General features: G+C 62.9%; 21 protein-coding genes. 2 read left to right on the top strand and 19 right to left on the bottom strand.

Going from position 1 to position 23,621, the window contains the following annotated elements; genetic code table 11:
- Positions 1-978, top strand: coding sequence for an aldo/keto reductase (locus J2W46_RS26210; RefSeq protein WP_310357517.1), 978 nt, complete (start codon positions 1-3; stop codon positions 976-978).
- Positions 979-1,181: 203 nt separating this feature from the next.
- Here the strand turns inward: J2W46_RS26210 and J2W46_RS26205 are convergent, their stop codons facing one another.
- The 4 genes from J2W46_RS26205 to J2W46_RS26190 all read right to left on the bottom strand — a co-directional run bounded on the left by J2W46_RS26205 (position 1,182) and on the right by J2W46_RS26190 (position 4,744).
- Positions 1,182-2,477, bottom strand: a complete 1,296-nt coding sequence (locus J2W46_RS26205) for an NAD(P)/FAD-dependent oxidoreductase (RefSeq protein WP_310357514.1) — start codon at positions 2,475-2,477, stop codon at positions 1,182-1,184.
- A 2-nt stretch (positions 2,478-2,479) separates the two neighbouring features.
- A complete protein-coding gene (locus tag J2W46_RS26200) occupies positions 2,480-3,238 on the bottom strand; it encodes an amino acid ABC transporter ATP-binding protein (RefSeq protein WP_204521344.1) in 759 nt (252 codons plus the stop codon).
- A complete protein-coding gene (locus J2W46_RS26195) occupies positions 3,235-3,891 on the bottom strand; it encodes an amino acid ABC transporter permease (RefSeq protein ID WP_088176303.1) in 657 nt (218 codons plus the stop codon). Before J2W46_RS26195 ends, J2W46_RS26200 begins: the two co-directional genes overlap by 4 nt.
- A gap of 82 nt (positions 3,892-3,973) precedes the next feature.
- Positions 3,974-4,744, bottom strand: a complete 771-nt coding sequence (locus J2W46_RS26190) for an ABC transporter substrate-binding protein (protein ID WP_020067606.1) — start codon at positions 4,742-4,744, stop codon at positions 3,974-3,976.
- Positions 4,745-4,906: 162 nt separating this feature from the next.
- Between J2W46_RS26190 and J2W46_RS26185 the strand changes: the two genes are divergently transcribed.
- Entirely contained in the window at positions 4,907-5,713 is an 807-nt protein-coding gene (locus J2W46_RS26185) for an IclR family transcriptional regulator (RefSeq protein WP_020067605.1), read from the top strand.
- 40 nt (positions 5,714-5,753) lie between these two features.
- Here the strand turns inward: J2W46_RS26185 and J2W46_RS26180 are convergent, their stop codons facing one another.
- From J2W46_RS26180 to J2W46_RS26110, 15 genes are all read right to left on the bottom strand, one after another.
- On the bottom strand, positions 5,754-6,113 hold the full coding sequence (locus tag J2W46_RS26180) for a 5-carboxymethyl-2-hydroxymuconate Delta-isomerase (RefSeq protein ID WP_020067604.1): 360 nt from the start codon (positions 6,111-6,113) through the stop codon (positions 5,754-5,756).
- A gap of 382 nt (positions 6,114-6,495) precedes the next feature.
- On the bottom strand, positions 6,496-7,659 hold the full coding sequence (locus tag J2W46_RS26175; protein ID WP_310357508.1) for a porin: 1,164 nt from the start codon (positions 7,657-7,659) through the stop codon (positions 6,496-6,498).
- A 250-nt stretch (positions 7,660-7,909) separates the two neighbouring features.
- The gene (locus tag J2W46_RS26170) at positions 7,910-8,695 is read right to left on the bottom strand and encodes an SDR family oxidoreductase (RefSeq protein ID WP_204521342.1); all 786 of its coding nucleotides are present in this window, start codon (positions 8,693-8,695) and stop codon (positions 7,910-7,912) included.
- A gap of 110 nt (positions 8,696-8,805) precedes the next feature.
- Positions 8,806-9,777, bottom strand: a complete 972-nt coding sequence (locus tag J2W46_RS26165; protein WP_310357506.1) for a LysR family transcriptional regulator — start codon at positions 9,775-9,777, stop codon at positions 8,806-8,808.
- Positions 9,778-9,811: 34 nt separating this feature from the next.
- Positions 9,812-10,585, bottom strand: coding sequence for an SDR family NAD(P)-dependent oxidoreductase (locus J2W46_RS26160; RefSeq protein WP_310357504.1), 774 nt, complete (start codon positions 10,583-10,585; stop codon positions 9,812-9,814).
- Positions 10,572-11,909, bottom strand: a complete 1,338-nt coding sequence (locus tag J2W46_RS26155; protein ID WP_310357502.1) for a dihydroorotase — start codon at positions 11,907-11,909, stop codon at positions 10,572-10,574. The genes J2W46_RS26160 and J2W46_RS26155 overlap by 14 nt, the downstream gene beginning before the upstream one ends.
- Positions 11,910-11,933: 24 nt before the next feature.
- Complete coding sequence (locus J2W46_RS26150; RefSeq protein ID WP_310357500.1) at positions 11,934-13,580, bottom strand: thiamine pyrophosphate-requiring protein; 1,647 nt, start codon at positions 13,578-13,580, stop codon at positions 11,934-11,936.
- 43 nt (positions 13,581-13,623) lie between these two features.
- Entirely contained in the window at positions 13,624-14,556 is a 933-nt protein-coding gene (locus J2W46_RS26145) for a polysaccharide deacetylase family protein (protein WP_310066986.1), read from the bottom strand.
- A gap of 17 nt (positions 14,557-14,573) precedes the next feature.
- Positions 14,574-15,599 carry an NAD-dependent epimerase/dehydratase family protein gene (locus J2W46_RS26140; protein WP_310357498.1) on the bottom strand — a complete coding sequence of 342 codons (1,026 nt, stop codon included), beginning with the start codon at positions 15,597-15,599 and terminating at the stop codon, positions 14,574-14,576.
- Between the two features lie 48 nt (positions 15,600-15,647).
- A complete protein-coding gene (locus tag J2W46_RS26135) occupies positions 15,648-16,418 on the bottom strand; it encodes an SDR family NAD(P)-dependent oxidoreductase (protein WP_310357495.1) in 771 nt (256 codons plus the stop codon).
- Positions 16,415-17,851, bottom strand: coding sequence for a dihydropyrimidinase (gene hydA, locus J2W46_RS26130; protein WP_310357490.1), 1,437 nt, complete (start codon positions 17,849-17,851; stop codon positions 16,415-16,417). The genes J2W46_RS26135 and hydA overlap by 4 nt, the downstream gene beginning before the upstream one ends.
- Entirely contained in the window at positions 17,848-19,953 is a 2,106-nt protein-coding gene (locus J2W46_RS26125) for an ABC transporter ATP-binding protein (RefSeq protein ID WP_310357487.1), read from the bottom strand. The genes hydA and J2W46_RS26125 overlap by 4 nt, the downstream gene beginning before the upstream one ends.
- Positions 19,950-20,825, bottom strand: a complete 876-nt coding sequence (locus J2W46_RS26120) for an ABC transporter permease (protein WP_087750713.1) — start codon at positions 20,823-20,825, stop codon at positions 19,950-19,952. Before J2W46_RS26120 ends, J2W46_RS26125 begins: the two co-directional genes overlap by 4 nt.
- Before the next feature lie 4 nt (positions 20,826-20,829).
- The gene (locus tag J2W46_RS26115) at positions 20,830-21,849 is read right to left on the bottom strand and encodes an ABC transporter permease (protein ID WP_310357482.1); all 1,020 of its coding nucleotides are present in this window, start codon (positions 21,847-21,849) and stop codon (positions 20,830-20,832) included.
- A gap of 71 nt (positions 21,850-21,920) precedes the next feature.
- Positions 21,921-23,609: an ABC transporter substrate-binding protein gene (locus tag J2W46_RS26110; protein ID WP_087750714.1), complete on the bottom strand. Its 1,689-nt coding sequence runs from the start codon at positions 23,607-23,609 to the stop codon at positions 21,921-21,923.
- Between the last annotated feature and the right edge of the window lie 12 nt (positions 23,610-23,621).

Raw genomic sequence — 23,621 nt, 5'->3', positions numbered from 1 at the left:
ATGAACGCACGAATTGCAAAGCCGAACGGAGCCGTTCTGCTTCCTCGGGTGGGAGTCGGAGCTGGCAGCCTCGCGAACGCCGCGGGTGAGCAGGCGTTCTTCAATATGATTCATGCAGCGTGGGCGAGCGGTGTTCGATATTTCGATACCTCAGCGGCTTATCTTGGCGGTGAAAGCGAGCAACGCCTTGGTGCGGCGCTGGCAGCGTATCCGCGAGAAGAGCTTTATGTATCGACGAAGCTCGGCAGGTACTTGAGCCAGCCTGGCGCAAGCTCGCTGCCGGGCGGTAGCGACTTCTATCTGGATTACACGTACGATACGACGCTCCGATCGGTCGAGCGCAGTCTGTCGCGACTTAAGGTCGATCGTCTTGATGCGGTTTTTATTCACGACCTCGATCCCGGCTTTGCCCAAGCGGCGTATCGCGAAGAACTCAAGACGGCCGTCGAAGGTGCGTTTCCCGCGTTACAGCGCCTCAAGGACGAAAAAGTGGTCGGCGCGATAGGTGTCGCCAGCATGGACTGGCAAGCCTGTCTGGACTTCGCCGAGATGGCCGACGTCGATGTCGTCATGCCCGCCGGAGAATACTCGTTGCTTCGCACGCGCAGCACCGCATTGTTGGAGCACTGCGTCGAGAAAGGCATTGCGTGGATCGCCGCGTCGCCATTCAACTCGGGCATTCTCGCGACCGGTTCGCGTCCAGACGCCTTCTACAACATGCGCCCCGCGACACGGCAAGTCCTATCGCAAACGGAAGGACTCGAAAGCATTTGCCGGCGCCACGACGTGCCGCTGGCTACCGCTGCCCTGCTTTTTCCGCTGCGGCATCCGGCTGTAAGCACGATCGTTTTCGGCGCAAAGACTTCGGATGAATTCAACGAGTCATTCGCACGACTCTCTGAAAACCTTCCCGATCAGTTCTGGCATGAGATAGACGCATTCCTGACCAGGACGAAGGACTGGGAAAAGCACGATTAAGCGGGTGTTGGCGCAAGCAATCACAAAGGACTTCGCCAGAGAGACATTTGAAGGAGGCTGAAATGACCCGTGGTAGTCAATTAAACATCAGGAGTGTCTGGACTCCCGGCCTTTCGGTTCGTTTCACTGGAGGATCGTGCTGCCGGGACCGCACCATAGGTGACAACATGCCGCTGAATGTATGTGTGATTCAGCGGCTGGTCTTATGCAATAGCGTCCATCAGCCGATACCACGCCACACCCGCCGTGATGTAAAAACGCTGCAGGCCATGAAACGGAATCGATCTGACGGGCGTCACTGCAAACGGGAACGCTGCAGCCGATCCGCTGCACATGCGCTCGGCCAGATGCTTGCCGACCGTCGTGGCCATCGCGATACCGCGTCCGTTGTAGCCAAGCGCAATGCTCAGCCCGGGCGCCGGCTCATGCACGTGCGGCAGAAAGTCCGCGGTGATCGCTACACGCCCGGCCCATCGATATTCATAGCCGATCCCCTTCAGTTGCGGATACATCAGCTCGACCGCGCGTTCCAGATGCGCCCAGTCGCCGTCGGCTCTCGGCTCGGAGAACGGTCCCCGTCCGCCCATCAGCAGACGTCCCTCTGCATCGCGCCGGAAGTACAGCAGTAGACGCCGCGAATCCGACGCGACTTCGCCGCCGCGCAGAATGTCATTGCCGATACCGGTCGGCAGCGGCCGCGTCGCAACGATAAAGCTGTTCGCCGCGATCACCGATTGCCGCAAACCGGGCCACAACGCGCCCGTATAACCGTTGGTGGCGACCACGACCTGCCGCGCTTCCACGCTGGCCCCACCCTGCGTCTCGACGCGCCAGCCGCGCTCATTACGCACCAGGCGGGACACAGCCGTTCGCCCGTGTACAGCGACGCCGAGCGATTGCGCGGCGCGCGCAAGGCCGCGCACATAGCTTAGCGGCTGAATACTTCCCGCGCGATGATCGATCCATCCGCCGATATAGCTCTTCGTGCCGAGCCGCCGCGACACCTCCGCGCCATCGAGCAGACTGACCTTCCCGCCGCGCGCTTCCCATTGACGCGCGCGCCGCGTCACGGTTTCGAGCATCGCGCGCGACGGCGCCGGTTGAATCCAGCCGCTCCGCACCGCCGAGCATTCGATGCCGTACCTGTCGATCAAATCGAAAACGTTATCCGCGGCGCCGCCGACCACCTCGACGAGACGATTGCCCGCGGTTTCGCCAAAGCGCTGCACGAGTTCGTCAGGATCGTATTTGAGCCCAGGAATCACCTGCCCGCCGTTGCGGCCCGACGCGCCCCAACCCGGCTCGGCCGCGTCGAGCACGCACACTTTCACACCGCGCTCGGCCAGATGCAAAGCCGTCGACAAACCAGTAAAACCCGCGCCGACAATCGCCACATCGAACGACGCCGATTCGCGCAGCGGCGGCGTGTTCGGCGCAGGCTGCGCCGTCGCGGCCCACAACGAGTCGGGCAGCGCGGCTCCTTCTTTCACTTCGATCATGTTCAGTTCGGGTTGGCAGTGGCGTGAGCGTCGCTGGACGAAAGCAGGCGCCGAAGGAATTCCTGTGTGCGCGGATGCTGTGGCTCGGTCAGCACATCGCGCGCAGGCCCGGTCTCGCAGATCGTGCCGCCATGCAGGAAACACACGCGGTCGGCGACCTCGCGCGCAAAGGCCATCTCGTGCGTGACGACGACCATCGTCATGCCGTCGCGCGCGAGCGAACGCATCACGTTGAGCACTTCGCCGACGAGTTCGGGATCGAGCGCCGACGTCGGTTCGTCGAACAGCAAGGCCTCGGGCTCCATCGCAAGCGCACGCGCAATCGCGACGCGCTGCTGCTGACCGCCCGACAGCTCCGACGGATACGCATTCATCCGATGCGAGAGCCCGACCTTGTCGAGCAGTTGGCGCGCTTGCTCGCGCGCCTGCGCAACCGGCGTGCGTCGCACGTACACGGGCCCTTCCATCACGTTTTCGAGCGCGGTCCGATGCGCAAACAGATTGAAGCGCTGAAATACCATGCCCACGCGCATGCGCAATTCGTGGATGTTCTTCGCGTTCGCATCGACACGCACGCCGTCGATCGTGATCGAGCCTGCGTCATAGGTCTCGAAGCCGTTGATACAGCGCAGCACCGTCGACTTGCCCGAGCCCGACGGGCCGATCAGGCACACCACTTCGCCCGCCTTCACGCTCAGGCTCACGCCCTTGAGCACTTCCTGGTTGTAAAAGCGCTTGTGTATCGCATCGATCTCGATCATCGGCTTTTCCTCAGCGCGAGTTGCTTGCCCAACTGGTTGACGCCGAACATCAGCGGCAGGCTGAGCGCGAGGTAAAGCAGCGCGACGAGCGTGTAGACCGTCATGTTCTGGAACGTCGACGATGCAATCAGTTGACCGGCACGCGTGATTTCCGCGACGGTGATCGTCGACGCCACCGACGAATCCTTCAGCAGCATCACGAGCGTATTGCCATACGGCGGCAGCGCGATCCTGAACGCCTGCGGCAACACCACGCGTCGCATGATCAACGGGCCACGCATGCCGATTGCGTGGGCTGCTTCGATCTGTCCGTGATCGATCGCTTCGATGCCCGCGCGGAAGTTCTCCGCCTGATACGCCGAGTACGCGATGCCAAGGCCGATCACACCCGCCTGAAACGCGGACAGTTGTATGCCCATGTCGGGCAACACGAAATAGATATAAAACAGCTGGACGATGATGGGCAGTCCGCGGATCAGATTGATCACGGTGCTGCCGAACGTCGATAGCGCACGATTGCGCGACACCTTCATCAGCGCGAGCACGAGGCCGAGAACGGAACTGAGCACGAACGCACAAGCCGTGATCTCGATGGTGATGACCGCGCCTTTCAGCAGGATTGGCAGAAAGTCGATCGCGTTCTGCAAAAACATCGCGCCTCCTGATACGCCTGGCAGATCGCCCGCTCCTTCATGTAGCGCGGACAGGTTATAACGCTGCGATACGGCGTGCCGTTCAGCTCATGTGCCACTTCTGCAGAATCTGCTGCAGCGTGCCGTCGGCCTTCATCTTTCTGATCGCGCTGTTGAGCTGTTCGAGCGTCGCGGTGTCGCCCTTACGCACGATGAAGCACACCTGCCCCTTCACGGCCGACTGATACTCGGGCACGAGCCGAACCTGAGTGTTGGCACCCTGCTGCAGTTGATACGCCACGATCGGCTGATCCGCGAAGCCTGCCTTGATGCGGCCGAGCGCGACGTCGCGCATGATGTCCGCGACGGAATCGTAGGTGCGCACTTCCTTGAAGATGCCCTTCTTGTTGAGCGCATCGACGAACGCGGTGCCGACCTGCGCGCCGACCACCTCGCCCTTGAAGTCGTCCATCGACGTGTAATGGCCCTTGTCGTCCGCCTTCACGACGAGGCCTTCGCCGTACGAATAGACGGTGTCGGAGAAATCGACGATCTGCTGGCGGGCCGGCGTCTTCAGCATCGCGGCCGAAATGATGTCGATCTTCTGCGTGGTCAGCGACGGAATCAGCGCCGAGAACACGCTCTGCTGCACATCGACCTTGAAGCCGGACTCGCGGCCGGCGGCGGAGATGGCGTCGACCATCATTCCCTGGATCGAGTTCGTCTTGACGTCGAGGAACGTGAACGGCACGCCCGTGGCCGTTGCGCCGATCCGGTAGGTCGGCTCGGCGGCATGCGCGGCACCCGAGGCAATCGCGAAAGAAGCGGCAAGACCAGCTGAAAACAGGGTGAAGCGTTTGGCGAACGTAACCATGCATATCTCCAGACAGGGCCAGCGTGTCAGCGACGAGCACTGGCGATTTCGTTATGTGACCGCCAAACCATGATAATCGAATCAAAAAAATCGCAAACAGATTTTTGCGTATCGATATTCGATACGCTATGATGAGATACCTCGTTCAACGTTGAGACGGCAATGGACATTTCGCCTGCAGACGACGGTGCCAGGAACGGCCCCGACCTGCTCTTCAACCAGTCGCTGGAAAAGGGTTTGAGCGTGCTGCGCGCGTTCAGCGCGAAGCGCCGCACGATGACGCTGGCTGAAGTCGCGGACGCGGCGTCGATGTCGAAGAGTTCGGCGCAGCGAATGGTCTACACACTCGAAAAGCTCGGCTATATCCGCAAGCATCCGTTGACGCGCCGCTATCAGCTCACGCCGCGCGTGATGCAGATCGGCTTCAACTATCTCGCCGCCGACACCCTGATCGATGTCGCGAATCCTTTCCTGTCGGAACTGACGAACAACACGGGCGAGACGACGAACCTGACCGAGCCGGACGACGATGAGATGGTCTACGTGTCGCGTTTCGTGTCCACGAAGTTCGTGCCGATCCATATGCCCATCGGTAGCCGCATTCCCATGTATTGCACAGGCAGCGGGCGCGCGTTTCTGAGCGCATTGCCCGCCGACGAGGCGCTCGCGCGCCTCGAGCAGATGAAGCGGGTGGCGTTCACGCCGAACACCGTGACGGAACTCGCCGCGCTCGGCGAAAGACTCGCCGAGGCTCGTCAGCAAGGCTATGCGACCAACCGCGAGGAGCTGTTCATCGGCGACATGTCGATCGCGGCGCCCGTAGTGGGCAGTCAGGGACGGCCCGTGGCTGCCGTGCATGTCGTTGCACCCACAAGCAGATGGACGTTTGAGGACGCCCGACAGAAACTCGCACCTGCCGTTATCGACTGCGCAAGAGGGATCAGCAATTCGATACGGACCCTGGAGTAACGGTCATCGGGACTCGCGATCGCAACAGTCCAGAGAGCGGCTACACAAACTCCTTCGAATAGGTCTCCCGTTCGTTATCGAGTATCTGCACGCCTAGCTGGGTTTGCACGCCCGCCAGCGGCTCGAAGCAGTCTCGCAGCGCGGTCAGCATCCGCGCGGACAGGCCAGCTTTTGTCGCTATATCGCGGCCCGACAATATGATGATCTGCAAGTGGACGAACGCGTGGTCTTCGGCGGATCGTCCGATCAGAAAGCGCTCGCAACGAATAATGCGGCTTTTGATGTCGACCTCGTTGAACAGACCTGAATCGATCAGTGCTTCGTTCAGCCGCAGCAGCGTTCGTTCAGGATTGAACTGACTATCGAGGTTCGACGAATATTCGAGTCTGACTTGTGGCATGGCAGTTTAAAAAAGATCGCCCGTCTGGCCGATAGACAGATTGTTTTGCTTTCAAGGTACGAGCTTGACCGCACGCAGAACAATCACCCCACTTCCTTCGCGGCCGCGCGCACTCGAACGCCGCGAACGCCAGCGCGATGGAGGAGAGGCAATCGAACACGAACAGGCCCGCGGGCGTCAGGACCGTCATTGCAAAGGAGGCGATCGGCGGTCCGCTTACGCCGCCGATCGAAAATAGTATCGTTACCGACGATCAATCCGCATAGCTCGTGAGCAAGCCGACGAGCGCCGTATAGTCGTACGTCAACGGCACGGTACTGGCCTCGCCTGACGTCATGCCGTTCGCCGCGCCGCTTCGGCGCCTGTCCGACACCAGTCCTGATCAGAAGAGATGCCGGAACGACACGAGCACGGCGGTCTGATTGAGACTCGACGACGGCGCGTCCGTGCCGACCAGCACCGCCTGTCCGAGCGGCGCCGCGAAGCTGTCCGTATGCGACGCCCGCTGATACGCGACCTGCATGTAGACGTCGGTACGCTTGGTCAGGTTGTAGTCGATCATTCCGCCAAAGTTACCCCAATGCGGCCGCGACTGGCCCGCGTTGCTCTCGTAATGCGCCATCGTGTACGTGTACATCAGGCCCGCATAGAACGCCGGCGTGAACTGATACTTCGCGTTCACTTCGAAGTTATTGAACCTCAGCGAATTGGCCGCGTTGGCGAGATCGCCGAAGTACTCGCTGCCCGTCGCATTGGTCAGATTCGTGTGCGTATAGACAAACCCAACCGTGGCCGCCGACGTCAACGCGTAGTTGATGCCGCCGCCATAAATCTGGTTGCGCGTGGCGTTGAAGTTGGTATCGGCCGCGGAAACCGCGCCGCCGGCATTGGTCGTCGCGTTACCGTTGACCTGGAGATATGCGCCCGCCACCGTCACGGCGCCGCTCGAGTACTGCCCGGCCAGTCCATAAAGACGATTGTTCGCAAAGCCGCCGGCCGCGTTACTGAACGCGTACATGCCTTCGAACGTGAAGCCCGCATATTTGTTGCTGACGAACTTCACCGCATTGCTCACCCGGATCGAGTTGTCGGTATTGTCGTTGTCGTAGACGTGCGAGAGCAGGCTACCGGCCCAGTTGCCGTTGGCGGTAAGCGGCCCGAGCAGATCGACCAGCGGGTCGTATTGGCGGCCGAACGTGACCGTCCCGAGACTGTCTGACTGAACGCCGACATACGCCTGACGGCCGAAAATTCGCCCGCCGTTTCCAAGCGCGCCGGTATTCAGATTGAAGCCGTTCTCGATCTGGAACACCGCCTTCAGGCCGCCGCCGATATCTTCGGTACCCTTGAGGCCCCAGCGGTCGCCGGAATCCTGACCCGACGTTGTTTCGATATTGCTCTTGCCTTTCACGTTGCTCGTGTATTGCAAGCCTTCGTCGATCGCACCGTAGAGCGTCACGGTGCTCTGCGCCGACGCATACGTGGGCACGGCGACGACACTGGCAGCCGCAAGGGAAAAAAGCACGCTTTTTGTCTTTTGGTTCATTTGGTTGATTGCCCCTGTAAGAAGATTGATTCGACTTTCCGGCCTCCTCTTTCGCCCGGAAAGTTGCGAAGACAGTGCAAGACTAAATTGGAGGAAATAATGTCAGCGTGAAATACAGTATTGACGGAAATTCGTTGCCGGAGACCCACAGTCCTACTTAACAATCGTTTTCCATCGTGGCTACTTACTGCCTATATTCTGTCATCCTAATTAAACTTCAAGCACCGCGAGTGTCCTCGCGGTACATGCTTTACACGCTGGCGATCAGCCCGCCGTCCACCCGCATGATCGAACCGGTCACGTAAGACGCGGCTTCGCTGGCGAGAAACGCCACCGCCTGCGCGTACTCTTCAGGACGGCCATAGCGGCCAAGCGGAATCGAACCCGTGCTTTCGGTGGAGACTTCCTCCACGGTCCGTCCTTCGCGCTTCGCTTTCGACTCGTCTAGAAAACGGATTCGGTCCGTGCCGATGCGGCCCGGCACGACGAGATTCGCTGTAATGCCGTCACGGCCCACTTCGCGCGCCAGTGTCTTCGACCAGCCGACCAGCGACATCCGCAATGCGTTCGACACCGCCAGCCCCGCGATCGGCGCCACGACGCCGGACGACGCACTCGTGACCACGCGTCCCCAGTGCTTCTCTTTCATGCCTGGCAGCACACGGTCTGTAATGCCGATAACGGAAAGGACCATCGAGCGGAAATGGCGCTCCCACAAATCCGCCGGCTGACCGGAGGCCGGTGTCGGCGGCGGCCCGCCCGTGTTATTGACCAGAATGTCGACCGTGCCGAAGCGTTGTTCGATTGCATCGATACGCGCGTCGATGACGCCGAGATCGCCGAGATCCCATTCAAGCGACATCACTTCCGCACCGGCCTCGCGCACCCGGTTAGCGACGGCCTCCAGCGCGGCCGGATTGATATCCGCCACCACGACCTTCGCGCCTTCGTTGGCCAGAGCCAGCGCGATCGCACCGCCTAAGCCGCCGCCCGCGCCCGTTACCAGCGCGATCCTGTTCCTGATTCCGAGATCCATGTTCTATCCAGTGTGTCCGGCAACCGCGCCGGCTTGAGTTGATGAGCGGCCTGCCGGCCGGTCGTGCAAAATCTGAAAAACGGTGCTATTCATCGACCCGCCTGTGCGCGTCAGAACGGGCTCGCGATCATCGCGCCGGTCCGCCTCGCCTGCGAGGCAGGGTCGAGCAACGGACTGTCCGGCTGCGGCGTATCGCGCCGGTAATGCGCAACCGAGAAATCGATGAAGCGTCGCACTCGTGGGGTCATATAGCGATGCCCTGAGTAAAGCATCCACAGCGTGCGTACCCCGCTCTCGAGTTCGAAGCCTTCCAGCAGCGGTATCAGCGAACCGTCCTGAATCTCGGCGGCGACCAGCGAGGCCGGCAAGCGGGCGATGCCCAGTCCGGCTTTCGCCGCGCGAATCAGCGTCAGCAGATTCGAAGAGCTGAGAACGGGTCGCAGCAGGACCCGCTGAGCGCCGTATGCATCGCCGAATTCCCACGAACGCACGCACGGGTCGGAGGTCGTGAGTACATCGTGTTCGGCCAGATCGGCGGGCCGATCCGGCGCCTCCTTCTGCGCGAGATAGGCGGGCGACGCGACGATCACATCCCGCAGCCTCGTGAGCGGGCGGCAGACGAGAGATGAATCGCGCAAACGCCGCTCCGCAACGAAACACGCGTCGAAGCTGCCGACCGTGAGATCGTGTGTCGACGCGAACACCGTGAGTTCGAAATCCACGCGCGGCTCCTGCGCGCGGAACTTGCCGATCAACTCGCTCAATTCCGCGGCCGCGAACGATTCGTGCGCCGCTACCTTCAACGATCCTCCCGCCTCGCGCGCGGCCGAGCAGACGTTCGCCTCGAGCGTATCGAGGTGCCGCAATACCTCGTGGCAGCCTTGCCAGTATTCCTGCCCCGCTTCGGTCAGCGACACGCTGCGCGTCGTGCGGTTCAGCAGTCGCAGATTGAGATGAGTCTCCAGAGTTGCGACGCTGCGCGTCACCATCGCGACCGACACGCGCAATTCCTTTGCGGCAACGGTGAAGCTAAGCGTCTCGGCAACCTTGGCGAAACTGCGCATGGCGGAGAGCTGGTTCATGTCCCTACTACCCCCTAAACAGATCGACCGGCTGCTAGCCCGCCATCCAGCCGCCATCGACCATCAGATTGATGCCGGTCACGAAACTCGCGAGCGGACTGGCGAGAAACAACGCGGCGCCGGCCACGTCTTCCGGACGCCCCAGCCTCGGCCACGGCGTGCGTTGATGCGAATACTCCAGCGCGCGCGGATCGTTGGCCGCGCCGGGCTTGCCCGTAATGATCTTGCCCGGCGCCACCGCATTGCAGACGATCAGGTCCCGCGCGTGGTCGACCGCAATCTGCCTCGTCAACTGCACCGTGCCGCCTTTGGTCACGCCGTATGGAAAATCGCCGGGCGAAGCGACCATGCCGTGCTGCGACGAAATATTGACGATGCGTCCGCGCACTTCATCGGCAGGCTCCTGAGTGAGCATCTGCTGAACCGCTCGCTTGCAGCCGTTGAACATACCGGTCAGATTGACCCGGACGACCTGTTCCCATTGCGTCTGCGTGGTCTCGACGAGATTCGTGCTGGTGTAGATCGCGGCGTTGTTGACCATCACGTCGAGGCGGCCGTAACGCTCCACGGCGATGGCGACCAGCCGGTCGACCTCTTCCCAGTGCGAGACGTCGGTCGGCACGCTGATCGCGGTTCCGCCTGCGTGTTCGATTGCGATCTGCGTCGTGTCGCCGCCTTCGATCGGCGCTTCGCGCAGATCGGCCAGCACCACGCGCGCGCCTTCGGCGGCGTAACGGATGGCAATCGCACGGCCGAGGCCGGAACTCGCGCCAGTCACGACCGCGACCTTCTTCTCAAGCAAACCCATGTTTCGTCGCTCCTATCACCTGGCCGGTCGGTTCCGGCGTCGCCGTGCGGCCGCTTTCGTCAATCAACGTGCCGCGCAGATACACGGCGGTGAGCCTGCCGGGCACGCGCATGCCGTCGAACGGGGTGTACCCGGCACGCGAGAACTGGTCGGCGTGCGCGATACGTGTGTCGAGCCGCGGGTCGAGCACCAGAATGTCCGCGTCGCGTCCGCGTGCGAGCGTGCCCTTGCGCTCGCCGATGCCAAAACGCTGCGCGGGATTGGTCGAACACATGCGAACGAGCGCAGGCAAATCGATATCGCCGGTCGCGACGAAATGCAGCATCGTGGCAAGCAGCGTCTGCACGCCCGGCATGCCGCCGGGGATATCGGCGAAACTGGCGTACGCAGCGGTCTTTTCCGCGCGCGAGTGCGGCGCGTGATCGGTCGCGACGATGTCGATCAGGCCGTCGCGCAACGCGGCCAGCAGCGCGTCGCGGTCTTTCGCCGTGCGCATGGGCGGCGACGCTTTCAGGTCGGCCCCTTGCGTGGCGTAATCGTCGGCGGTGAACAGCAGGCACTGCGGCGTGGTTTCGATACTCACGTCCGCAAGACCGCGCATTCGCCGGAACGTGTCGATGCCGAGCGCGGAATTGGTCTGCCGCACATGAACGCGTGTTTGCGCCTGCGCGGCGGCGAGGATGATCTTCGCGATACCGGTCGCCTCCGCGAGCGGCGAGCGGCTGGCGAGAAATTCGGCCACGCCGCCTTTCGCGACGGCTTCGAGGATCGACTGGTCGCCCGGCGACACGCACGCCAGCGTGCCCAGCGGCTTGACCGATCTGAGCGCGTGCAGCAACGACGCCTGCGTGTCGTGCAGATAGCCGGCCGGAACGTCGGCCGTGAAGATTTCAAACGACACCGGACCCAGCGCCCGGATCGCTTCCAGTTGAGTCGCGTCGCGGCGCAACGCGACCTGAAGCCCGACGTCGACGTGCAAGCGCCCTCGTGCGATGCGTTGCTTGTCGACGAATGTATCGACGCTGTCGGTCCAGGGCTCGTCGGTCGGCATGTCAAGCAGCGTCGTGACACCGCCCGCCGCCGCGGCCCGCGTGCCCGACGTGAAGTCTTCCTTATGCGTGAGGCCAGGATCGCGCAGATGCACATGTGCATCGACCAAACCCGGAAGCAGATAGCAGCCGTCCACACGGCGTTCAACCATTGCGGCCGCCGGCGCGTCTGGATCGAGCAATGCAGCCACACGTCCGTCGCTCACGCACAGATCGGCGCGTAACGTTCCGCACGCCTCGACGATCGTCGCACCGCGCAGCACCAGATCAAACACGATGGGTCTCCCGTAAGCGGTTCATCAGCAGAGCCCCGCGAGTCGGCTTTCTTCGTGCGTCACGACTTCAAGCAATGCCGCGCGCCCGTCCCGCACCGTCGCGACGCAACGCCGCAGCGCCGCGCTCAGGTCCTCCGGGTCGATGACACATTCGCCGTGTCCACCCAGCGCCTCGGCGATGGGTGCGTATTCGCCCGACACGCGGTTGGCCTGATACTTCTTTGTCGCCACCGGCATGCTGGCGGCGTAGCCGCCGAGTACATGATTGCGCAGCACGATCGCGAGCACCGGCAGCTTGCAGCGCACCGCCGTCTCGAAGTCGAGTCCGACCATGCCGAACGCGGACTCGCCCATGATCGCCGCGACGGTTGCGTCCGGCCGCGCCAGTTTCGCGCCCATCGCAAATCCGAGACTGCTGCCGAGTTGCGTAGTCTTGCCCCACCCCAGATAACCGCGCGGCTCGGTGACGTCGTAGAACGGACTGAACTGGTCGCGCGGATTGCCGGCGTCGTGAGTGACGATGACTTTTTCGCGTTCGAGTGCTTCCATGATTTCCCACACCACCCGATACGGAGAGATCGGACTGCCGCCCGCATTCAGCAGCGGCATCCAGTCGTCCATGAACTGGCGGCGGCACGTCGCGATCTCGTGCGTCAGATCGCCGTCGTTGCGAGCGCGTTCGGCCCATGCCGCCGGTTCCTCGCGAACCCGCGCGAGCAACTGGCGCAGTACAGAGCGGCAATCGCCGACCACGCCGAGCGCAACCGGATAGTCCTTGCCGAGATCGTCGGGATCGATGCTGACCTGCAAGACCCGCTTGTTCGCCGGCACGGGCCGGATGTAATACGACCGCGTAAGACTGCTGCCGAGCGCGAGAATCACGTCGGCTCGCTCGATGAAGCGGTCCACCGTGGCGGGGCGCGCGCGCCCAGCGGTGCCGAGCGAGAGCGGATGCCGCTCGGACATCGCGCTCTTCGCGTTCGGCGTGGTCATCACCGGAATCCGCGTGAGCTCCGCGAATTCGGTGAGTTCCGTGGTCGCATGAGCGTTGAGCACGCCCTGTCCGGCAAGGATCACCGGATGCCGCGCGGCCAGCAACGCCTGCACGATCTCGTCGATTTCGGCGGCATCGGCTTGCGGTCGCGCGCGCCGCACGAGCGGTCGATTCGACGCGCCCGTACCGCATTCCTGCTCGAGCAGATCCACCGGCAGTTCGAGCAGCACCGGCGCGGGCGGCCCGTTGCGCACGCGCGAGATCGCGCTATGAAGCAGCTGCGGCAGGTCTTCCGGCCGTACCACCGACTCGCACCATTTGGTGATGTGCGTGAAGTTACGGCGCGCCTCGAAATTCGGCGCCACCGCTTCCGAGCCGCGCGGATATCCGGTCGGCAGGAACAGCACCGGCGCGCGGTCGTTCCATGCCTGCGCCACGCCGGCAAATGCCGCTTCGGCGCCCGGTCCATATTGCACGGTGACCACCGTCAGGTCGTCGGTGGCCGTGGTCCGCGCATGTCCTTCCGCAATGTTGACCGCGACGCGCGGCGTGCGCGCGATCACCGGCGGAATGTCCAGCTCCGCCGCCGCATCGAACAACCCGCTGCTCGGGAAGCCGATGATGTGTTTCATACCCTGCTGCTTGAGAATTGCGGCTACCGTTTGCGCTCCCGTCATTGCGCGCTCCGGTACGACCACCACCTGGCTGACACCGTCACGTTCAGGCTCCCTTGCGAAACTGCGTGTGGTTGGCCAGCCAATGACGCGCGATGTCCTCGCGTCGCATGAAAGCGGCTTGTCCGCGTGAACGCCCGACGTGCTCGATCACCTCTTTCAGTCCCGCCGCGCGATTGGGCTGGCCGCTCCAGCGCGCATGCGCCGCGATGGTCAGCATCTTGCCGCCGGCCTCGTCCGCTTCGTCGATCAGATAGTCGATCGCGCAACGGCAATCCTCGGCGAAATCGCGCGGATTGCTGTAGCCCGGCGCCATCAGATAGCGGCTGTCGTTCAGCGTCTTCGAGTAAGGGACGACCAGCAATTCGCCGTCGTCGTGTTCGACAAAGTACGGAATGTCGTCGTTGCACGGGTCGGAGTAGTACAGAAAGCCGCCGGTTTCGATAATCAGATCGCGTGTATTCACGCTCGGAAACGACCGGCAATTCCAGCCAGGCGGATGCACGCCGAGCACCTCACGATAGAGATCGATCGCCGCCCGCATTTGCCGCCCTTCTTCTTCGCGGCTCATGCCGGGATAGTCGGTCCAGCGCAAGCCGTGACCGAGCAGATCGTGTCCGCGCTCTTTCATCCATACGGCGACTTCCGGATTGCGCTGCAGCGCGACCGCACACGCGGATACGGTGACGGGAATCCGGTAACGGTCGAACAATCTCGCCAGCCGCCAGACACCGGCGCGGCTGCCGTATTCGAAGTGCGTCTCCGTGCCGAGGTCGCGCAGATTCGGGCTCGAGCTCAGGTTGTACTCACCCCAGTTGTCGTTGCGGCCGTCCTCCAGCCACGAGTATTCGGAACCCTCTTCGTACACCAGCACGAGATTGATCGCGACTTTGGCGCCGTTGGGCCACGTCACCAGCGGCGGCCTCGCGCCGTAGCCGATGAAATCCCGCGCCGGGCCTTGAGTTTGAGTGTCGGTCATGAATGCAGGTCTCTCGTTCAGGAACGACTGGCGACGAGCCAGTCCATGTAATCGTGAAAGGCGGCGCGACCCTCGCGCGGACGCCAGTCCGTATCGCGTTCAAGCCGCGAAATGTCGTAGGCACCCCACATGCCGGTGGCGAGCGCCGGGTCCTGGATCACGTTCGCGCCGGCTTCGCCGGTCACTTCGTAACGAACGCCGGGTACCCGTTGCGCCGCCCAGCCGATGATGTCGCCGATCGTCGTAGTCACGCCGCTCGCAACGTTGTAGTGCCGGTAACGCAGCCGCGACACCTCGGTGAGCGCGAGAATCGCGCGCGCGGCGTCGACCGAATGCAGGTAGTCGCCGACCGGCGTCAGGCTGTTCGGTTTAATGAGCTCGCCGTCCAGCGCCATCTGTGCGACCCGGTTCGGCACGTGGCGGAAATCGCGGCTTTCGGTGGCCCGATCCATCGGCCCATAAATCGACGAGAGCCGCACCGAGGCCGCCGACAATCCGAACAGATCCGCGTAACGGTTGACGACCATCTCCGAAGCAAATTTCGAAATGCCGTACAGCGTGAGCGGCGCGACGTAGCCGTCCTCCGGCAACGGCTCGTGCGACCAGTCGGGCCCGTGGTGACGGTAGACCGACCCGGAACTGATATAGATGAAACGCTGGAGCGCGGGCTGCTGCCGTGCCCACTCCAACACCTGCACCGTGCCCATCAGGTTGACGTCGACGATGCGCGCGGGCGTGAGCGCTTCGGGCGGCAGTCGTGCTGCTTCCTCCGCGCTGCCGCGCGAGATCGGCGTGACCGTCGCGCCGTGCACGACCGCGGAGATATCGTGACGGTCGAGTTCCGCCGCCCAGCCCGTCGGATCGCGCACGTCGCCTTCGATCACGGTGAGCCGATCCCGCACCGGCGCGAACCAGGCTTGCGCGGTGTCGTCGAGTCCGGCGCGGTCGAGGATGACGGCGCGCCGATCGGGATGCTGGTCGAGCCATTCGCGGGCGACCACGCTCATGACGAAACCGGTCCCGCCTGTAATCAACAAGTTCATCTCATTCCCTGACAAAATGGATTGCAGCGCGCGTGCGGCGGTTGTGAATCAACGCGCCGTATAGCCGCCGTCCACGAGCAGATCGGTGCCGGTCACGAACGACGCGTCGTCGCTCAGCAAGAATGCCGTGCTCGCGCCGATCTCATCCGGACGGCCGATGCGGCCCAGCAGATGCGCCGGGCCGAGTTCCGCATCAGCGTGGTCGAGCGACGCAAACGAGCGCAACAGCCGCCCCGTGCGTACCGCGCCGGGCGACAGGCTATTGACGCGAATACCGGCGTCCGCGTGATCGACGGCCATCAGCCGCGCGAGGTGAATCAGCCCTGCCTTGGCCGCGCAATAGGCCACCGAACGCGCCGCCGCCACGTGACCCAACTGCGACGCCACCAGCACGATGGAGCCGCCGCCGCTTTCGCGCATCAGCGGTACGACAAAGCGGCTCAGCAAAAACGCGCCCGTGAGCGACACGTCGATTTCCTGATGCCAGTGCGCCGGCGCCAGATCCTCCACGGAACCGTCGTGCCAGGGCGCCGCCGCGTTATGAACAAATCCGTCGAGACGGCGGAACCTCGCCCGCGTCAACTCGACCGCCGCGCGAGCCGATTCGATGTCCGTCACGTCGCATTGCACGGATAGCGCGGCCGCGCCGAGTTGCGCGGCGGTGCGCGCGGCGGCGGTGCCGTCGAGGTCCGCGCACACCACGCTCGCACCTTCGGCAATGCAGCGCGCCGCGATTGCCACACCGATATCGCTCGCCGCGCCGCTAATCAGCACGACCTTGCCTCGAAGGCGATCGCTCGTGTTCGTGATGCCGCTCATGCTTCGAGTACCGACGGCAACGTGGACTGCCGCGGGAACGGACGTTCGGCCGCAATGAACCGGCCGCGCCCCGGCGTCGAACTGACCTTGCCCTCATGCCAGACCACTTCGCCGCGTGAAATCGTGGTGGTGGGCCAGCCCTGCACCACCTTGTTTTCATACGGCGTGTGATCGGTCGCGTGATGCAGCATGCTGTTTTTGATCGTCACTTCGCGCTGCGCATCCCAGATCGCAAAGTCGGCGTCCGAGCCGATCGCGATCACGCCTTTCTTCGGATACAGGCCGTACAGGCGCGCGGGCGTCGCCGCGGTCAATTCGGCGAATTGCATGAGCGACATGCGGCCGCCGTTCACACCGGCGGAAAACAGCAGAGGCAAACGCGTTTCGATCCCGGGTACGCCGTTCGGAATACGCGTGAACGGCGTATCCGGACCCTCGGCGATCTTGTCGCGGTAATGCCACGGCGAGTGGTCCGACGAGAACACTTCGAGCGTGCCGTCCAGCAAACCGCGCCAGATTTCCGCCTGGTTCTCGCGCGGCCTCGGCGGCGGCGTGCAGACGCACATCGCGCCCGACAGGTCCGGTGTGTCGATATCCTCGGCGGCGAGAAAGAGATACTGCGGACAGGTTTCCGCATACACCGGCAGGCCGCGCTGCTTCGCCCGGCGGATTTCTTCGGTCGCGCTCGCCGCAGACACGTGGCAGATCAGAATTGGCGTCTCGATCACTTCGGCGAGACTGATCGCACGGAAGGTCGCTTCGCGCTCGCCGATGGCGGGCCGCGAAATGACGTGATAGCGCAGTTGCGTCTTGCGCGCCTTCAGAAAATGCTCGGTCAGCCAGCGGATGCAGGCGTCGTTCTCCGCATGCACCATGACCATCGCGCCTTCCTGGCGCGCCACGTTGAGCACTTCGAGCACTTCGTAGTCGTCGAGTTTCAGGCCTTCGTACGTCAGATAGATTTTCACCGACGTGCAACCTTCGGCGATCAGTTGCGGCAGTTCTTCTTCCAGCACACGCGGCGTGGGGTCGCCCACGATCAAGTGGAACGTGTAGTCGATATGCGCTTTCGGCAACGCGCGTTCGTGATAGTCGGCCACCACTTCAGCCAGCGACTGCCCGCGCATCTGCATGGCGAACGGAATGATGGTCGTGGTGCCGCCGCACAGCGCGGACAGCGTGCCGCTCTGGAAATCGTCCGCGGTGGATTTGCCTTCCCACGGCTGCTGATCCATATGGCAATGCGCGTCGACGCCGCCGGGCATCACGATGCGGCCCGCCGCCGACACCTCTTGCCGTCCGGCAGGCAACCCCGCCTCGATCGCGACGATGCGTCCGTCCCGCACACCGATATCGACTTCGGCTGTGCCGTCGGGCAGCACGACCGTGCCGCCGCGAATCACGAGATCGAAAGAAAACGTGCCGTCGCTCATGCGCGGGTTCCTCCGGCGGTGCTTTGCTGAAACACGGGGCGCATCGTACGCAACTCCTCGAGGCTGATATGGCAGGCAATCTCATGCGTCGGCGATGCTTGCCGCACCGGCGGCGCGACGGTGTCGCAAATGTCGCCGATCTTGCGATGGCAGCGCGACGCGAAGCGGCATCCCGGCGGCACGTTGATGGGGCTCGGCGTTTCGCCGGTCAGGCGGATCCGCTCCTGTTGTTTGACCGACGCGTCCGGACTATGAACGGCGGACAGCAGCGCTTCCGTGTACGGGTGGTAAGGCGGCGCGAATATCTCTTCGGCGAGGCCTTTTTCCATGATCCGGCCGAGATACATCACGACGATCCGGTCCGCGATATGGCGCACCAGTGCAAGGTCGTGGCTAATGAAGAGCAGCGTGCTTTCCTGCTCTTTCTGGATGGCGAGCAGCAACGTAATGACGGCTGCCTGCACCGACACGTCGAGTGCCGAGACGGGCTCGTCGGCGACGATCAGCGACGGATTCGTCGCAAACGCGCGGGCAATCGCAATGCGCTGTTTCTGACCGCCGGACAGTTGCGACGGCCGGCGTTGCGCCAGTTCGGCGGGTAGCCGGACCAGTTGCAGCAACTCTTGCAAGCGCTTCTCGATCGCCGCTTTATCCTTGTAGCCGCCGAATTTGCGCAGTGCGCGGCGTATCGGCGAAGCCACCGAGTGAGAAGGATTGAGCGTGCTGTCGGGATTCTGGAACACCATCTGGATCGACTGCAGCATGTCGCGCGCGCGTTTCTTCGCCGGCACCTGGGCTAGCTCGACGCCGTCGTACTGTATCGAGCCCGAGGTCGCCCCTTCGAGGCCGACGAGCATGCGTGCGAGACTGGACTTGCCGCAGCCGGATTCGCCGACCAGCCCCATGATCTCGCCCTTGCCTACTTTGAACGAGACCGATTCGTTGGCCTGCACGGTGCGACGTCCGCCGTTGAGCAGGTATTGCTTGGACACGTCGGTGACCGACAGCGCCGTATCACGATCGACGCTCACTGCCGCCTCGCCGCTCAACGCGACGCTTGCGCGCGTAAGGTCCTGCCAGCGGATGCATCGAACCAGATGAGCTTCGTCTTCCGCCGGCGCCAGCGCAATCGCGTTGCGGCCGCATGTTTCCTGCTGGAAGTGAGCGCAGCGCGGTCCGAACCAGCAACCCTGCGGACGCTCTGTCGGCGACGGCAAATGCCCCGGAATCGGCGACAACGCTCGCACGCCCTTCGGGCTTCCAATGCCCGGAATGCAGCCAAGCAGACCTTGCGAATACGGATGACGCGGCTGGCGAAACAGTGTCTGCGTATCGGCTTCCTCGATCATCTCGCCCGAGTACATGATGCCGACCCGATCGCAGGCACTCGCTATCAAGCCGAGATTGTGCGAGATGTACAGAAGACTCGTGCCGTACTGTTTTCGCAGGTCCGCGATCAGATCGAGAATCGCGGCCTCGACGGTGACGTCGAGGCCGGTCGTCGGCTCGTCGAGCAGCAGCAACGCAGGCCGCGCAAGCAACGCCATTGCAATCACGATCCGTTGTTGCTGCCCGCCTGACAGTTGATGAGGAAAGCGCTTGAGCATCGCGAGCGGATCGGGCAGACGCACGTTCTCGAGCATGCTCGCAGACAGCTCGCGCGCCTCGGCCCGTGACGAACCCAGATGCTGCATCGGCACTTCGGCGAGCTGCGAGCCGATGGTCTTGACCGGATTGAGCGCGCTCATCGGCTCCTGATAAACCATCGCCACGCGGCGACCGCGAATGGTGCGTAGCTTTTGCAGACTCGCGCCGACCAGTTCCTCGCCCTCGAAGCGAATGCTGCCGTTCGTCACCCGTCCGGTTCCGCCGAGATAGCCCATTACCGCCATCGCAGTCGTGGTCTTGCCGCAGCCCGATTCGCCGACGAGGCCATAGCTTTCTCCCGGCGCGATGGTCAGCGACACATTCGGCACGGCGACGACGGATTCATAACGGCCGCGATACTCGATGCGAAGATCGCGGATTTCCAGCAACGGCGTATCGCCCGACGACCTTGCATGGCGATTTTCCAGCAAGCCTGATTCGATGATCGCATTCATGGCTTCCAGGCCTCCCGCATTCCGTCGGCCAGCAGGTTGAATCCGAGGACGAGGCTCACGATGGCGACCGACGGCGCAATCGACATGAGCGGCCACACGTTGATCACGGTCGTCGTTTCGCGCACCATGCCGCCCCAATCCGGATTGGGCGGCGGCAAGCCGAGCCCCAGAAAACCGAGCACACCGATCGTGATGATCGTGTAGCCGATCCGCAGACACGCGTCGACGAAGAGCGGTCCGCGACAGTTCGGCAGCAACTCGCACACGATGATGTAAAACGTGCTTTCCGCACGCAGACGCGCCGCTGCCACGTATTCCTGCTGCTTCAGATCGAGTACCAGGCCGCGCACGATCCGGCCGATGCCCGGCGCCGACGCGATCGTGGTGGCCAGCACGATGTTGCCGACCGAGGCACCGACGTTCGCAATCAGGATCACGTAAAGGACGAGCACCGGAAACGCTAGCACCAGGTCCGAAAAGCGGTCGACGATCGCTTCGATCCAGCCACCGAAATAGCCCGCCAGCATGCCGAGCGTGATCCCGGCGAGCATCGCGACCGCGACCGACAGCGGCGCCACCAGTAACACGGTGCGCGCGCCGAAGACGAGACGCGACAGGATGTCCCGGCCGAGAATGTCGGTGCCGAGCCAGTGCGCCGCCGACGGCGTCGGATCGGCCATTGCCATCGCATCCTGGGCGGTGGGCGACGGCAGCGGCAAGAACGGCGCGAGCACGGCCACGACGACCCAGAACACGATTAGCGACAAGCCGACGACGGCCGTGGGGGAACTGAACAGACGCGTCCATGCACGCCGCGGAGCGCGTGAGGTACGCACCGCGAGCGGCACCACGCCGGGATCAATGGAAGACATACGATTACCTCACACGGATGCGTGGATTGAGCAGCATGTAGCCGAGGTCGCCGAGAAACTGCGTCACGACGGCGACAAAGACCGTGACCAGCGTGGCGGCTTCCAGCATGGCGATGTCGCCGAACATGCTGGAGTCGAGCAGCATCCGGCCGAAGCCCGGATAGGCGAACACCATCTCGGTCACCACCACGCCGCCGATCAGAAAGTTGATCTGCAGCAGCAACACGGTGAACGGCGCGATCATTGCGTTTCTCAATGCATGCCCGAGAATCACCTGGCGCGGGTTCAATCCTTTCAGGATCGCCGTGCGGATGTAGGGCTTCTCCATCACGCCGATCATCGACACGCGAATCATCCGCGCGACGTAGCCAAAGTCGTAGAGCACCAGTACCGCGACCGGCAACACCAGTTGCGACGCGACCGACCAGCGCCCGCCCTCGCTGCCGTCGAGCGGGCTCGTGCCCGGCAGGATCGGCCAGAGGATCACGAACAGTGTCACCAGAAACACACCCGACGCGAACTCCGGGATCGACGTGAAAGTGATGCAGACGACAGAGAGGCTGCGATCGAGCGCCCCTCCTTCCTTGAGCCCGGACAGAATGCCGAACAGCATGGAGAGCGGTACGATCAACGCGAACGCGATCCCCGCGAGAATGGCCGTGTGCCCGAGGCGCTTCCACATCACATCGTTGACGGGGAGTTTATAAAGCGTCGAGTAGCCGAAATTGCCGAAATACTGCGAGCCGCGCGGATCGGTAAAACCCAATCCGTTCGCCGGATCTTCGAGCGGATCCGGCATTACGCCGGCCAGCACGCCGAGCCAGTGTCCGTAGCGCACCATCAATGGGTCGTTCCCATGCATGCGTTGCGACAGCAGATCGACCTGTTGCTGGGTGGCGTACGGTCCGAGCGTGCGGCGCGCTACACTGCCCGGCGTGAACTCGGATACGGCGAATACGACGAATGACGCGCACAACATCGTCACGATCATCAATGTGATGCGTTTAGCGAGAAATGAAGCCATGTCGACGGAACCCATAGTTGGTACGTTCTTGCGACCTCGGGCGGCGCGCCTTGAAGGCGCGCCTATCCGGTTCAGGCGCCCACGGCGTACTGATTCGCGAAGATGTATTGCGACGGATGCACCGTAAAGCCTTTCACCTTCTTATCCATCACCGTCGAGAACGCACGCCAGAACGGTTGCACGATCGGGCCGTCTTCCTGCATCAGCTTTTCGATTTTTGCCATCACCAGGCTGCGTTTCTTCGGATCGAGAATGCCGTCCGCCTGGTCAAGCAGTGCATCGAATTCGGGATTCGCGTAGCCCGACTCGTTCCACGCCGCGTTGGTCCGGTATGCGAGCGACAGCGTCATGACGCCGAGCGGCCGATGCCCCCAGCCCGTGAGACTGAACGGCACCTTGGTCCAGACTTCCCAGTATTGCGCGCTCGGCAGCGGCTTGATGTTGACCTTCACGCCGATGTCCTTGAACTGCTCGGCGAGTGCCTGAACCGTGTTCAACTCCCAGATCGGATCGGGACGCGTCACCATGTCGATCTCGAAGCCGTTCGGGTAACCCGCTTGCGCCAGCAGTTTCTTCGCCTGCACGACGTCGCGGCCGTATTTGGGCAATGCGTAGTATTCCGGATGAACCGGCGCGACGTGATGATCTTCCGCCGACACGCCCGCGCCGAGCAGCGACGTGGCAATGATCTTCTGATGATCGATCGCGAGTTTCATCGCCTTGCGCACGCGCGGGTCGCCGAAAATCTTGTGATCCACACGCATACGCGCCACGCCGGTTTGCGAGGTCAATACGCTGTAGGGCTGCACGTGCGGCAGGCGCTTCATCGCATTTACCTGAACCGCGTCGGCTTCGGAGAGACCGTCGACCTGGCGCGAAGCCATCGCCGAGATGCCGGCGCCCGCGCTGTCGCCCAGGTCGACGAACTCGAACGAGTCCAGATAAGGACCGGTGCCCCAATAGTCTTTACGCGCCTTGTACACCGCGCTCTTGCCGACCGTGTACGAGGTGAGTTCGAACGGGCCGGTGCCGTTGAAGCCGGCGCCGAACATGCCCTTGTCCGCCGGGTCGGTAATGAACATCGCGTAGTGGAACAGATGTTCCGGCACGGCGATTTGCGGTGCGAAACAGTTCAGCCGGACCGTCAGGTCGTCGACCTTCTCGATCGCATTATCGGACCAGATGCGGCTCGCCTTCTTTGGCTTGCCGCTCGCATCCTTCTGTCCGGAGTCGTATTCCTGAACGAGGTAACCGGTGAATAGCCCGAGTTGCGACGAACCCACTGCCGGATCGCAGACACGTTTGAGATTCCACACCACGTCGTCCGCATTCAGCGCGCGTCCGTTGTGCCACTTCACGCCCTTGCGGATATGCAGTGTCCAGGTCTTCAGGTCTTCGCTGACTTCCCAGCGCTCCAGCAGATACGGGCGGGTGATATTGTCGTTGCCGGTGAACGTCAGAAATTCGCAAACCTGCCGGATGACATTCGACTTCTCGGCGAAGTCGGCCTGATGCGGACTCTTGATCTCCATGCAGCGCATTCCGATTCGCAGATGCCCGCCTTTGGGCAGCGCGTCGGCGGCCTGCGCGTCGCTAATGAACGGATTCGTTTCGCCGCTCAGCTTGTACGCCGTCATGGCCGACAATCCGAGCAACGTCGCCGTGCGAAGAAAATGACGGCGCGAGACATTGCCGCTTTTGAGGTCGTCGATGAGAACGGGAATGTAAGGATGCGGCGTTGCTTCGGAATCGTTGGACACTGCATGGTCTCC

Source organism: Paraburkholderia strydomiana, from assembly GCF_031456815.1.
In the GTDB taxonomy this organism is placed as follows: Bacteria; Pseudomonadota; Gammaproteobacteria; order Burkholderiales; family Burkholderiaceae; genus Paraburkholderia; species Paraburkholderia caledonica.
This window is presented reverse-complemented; position numbering and strand designations above follow the sequence as displayed.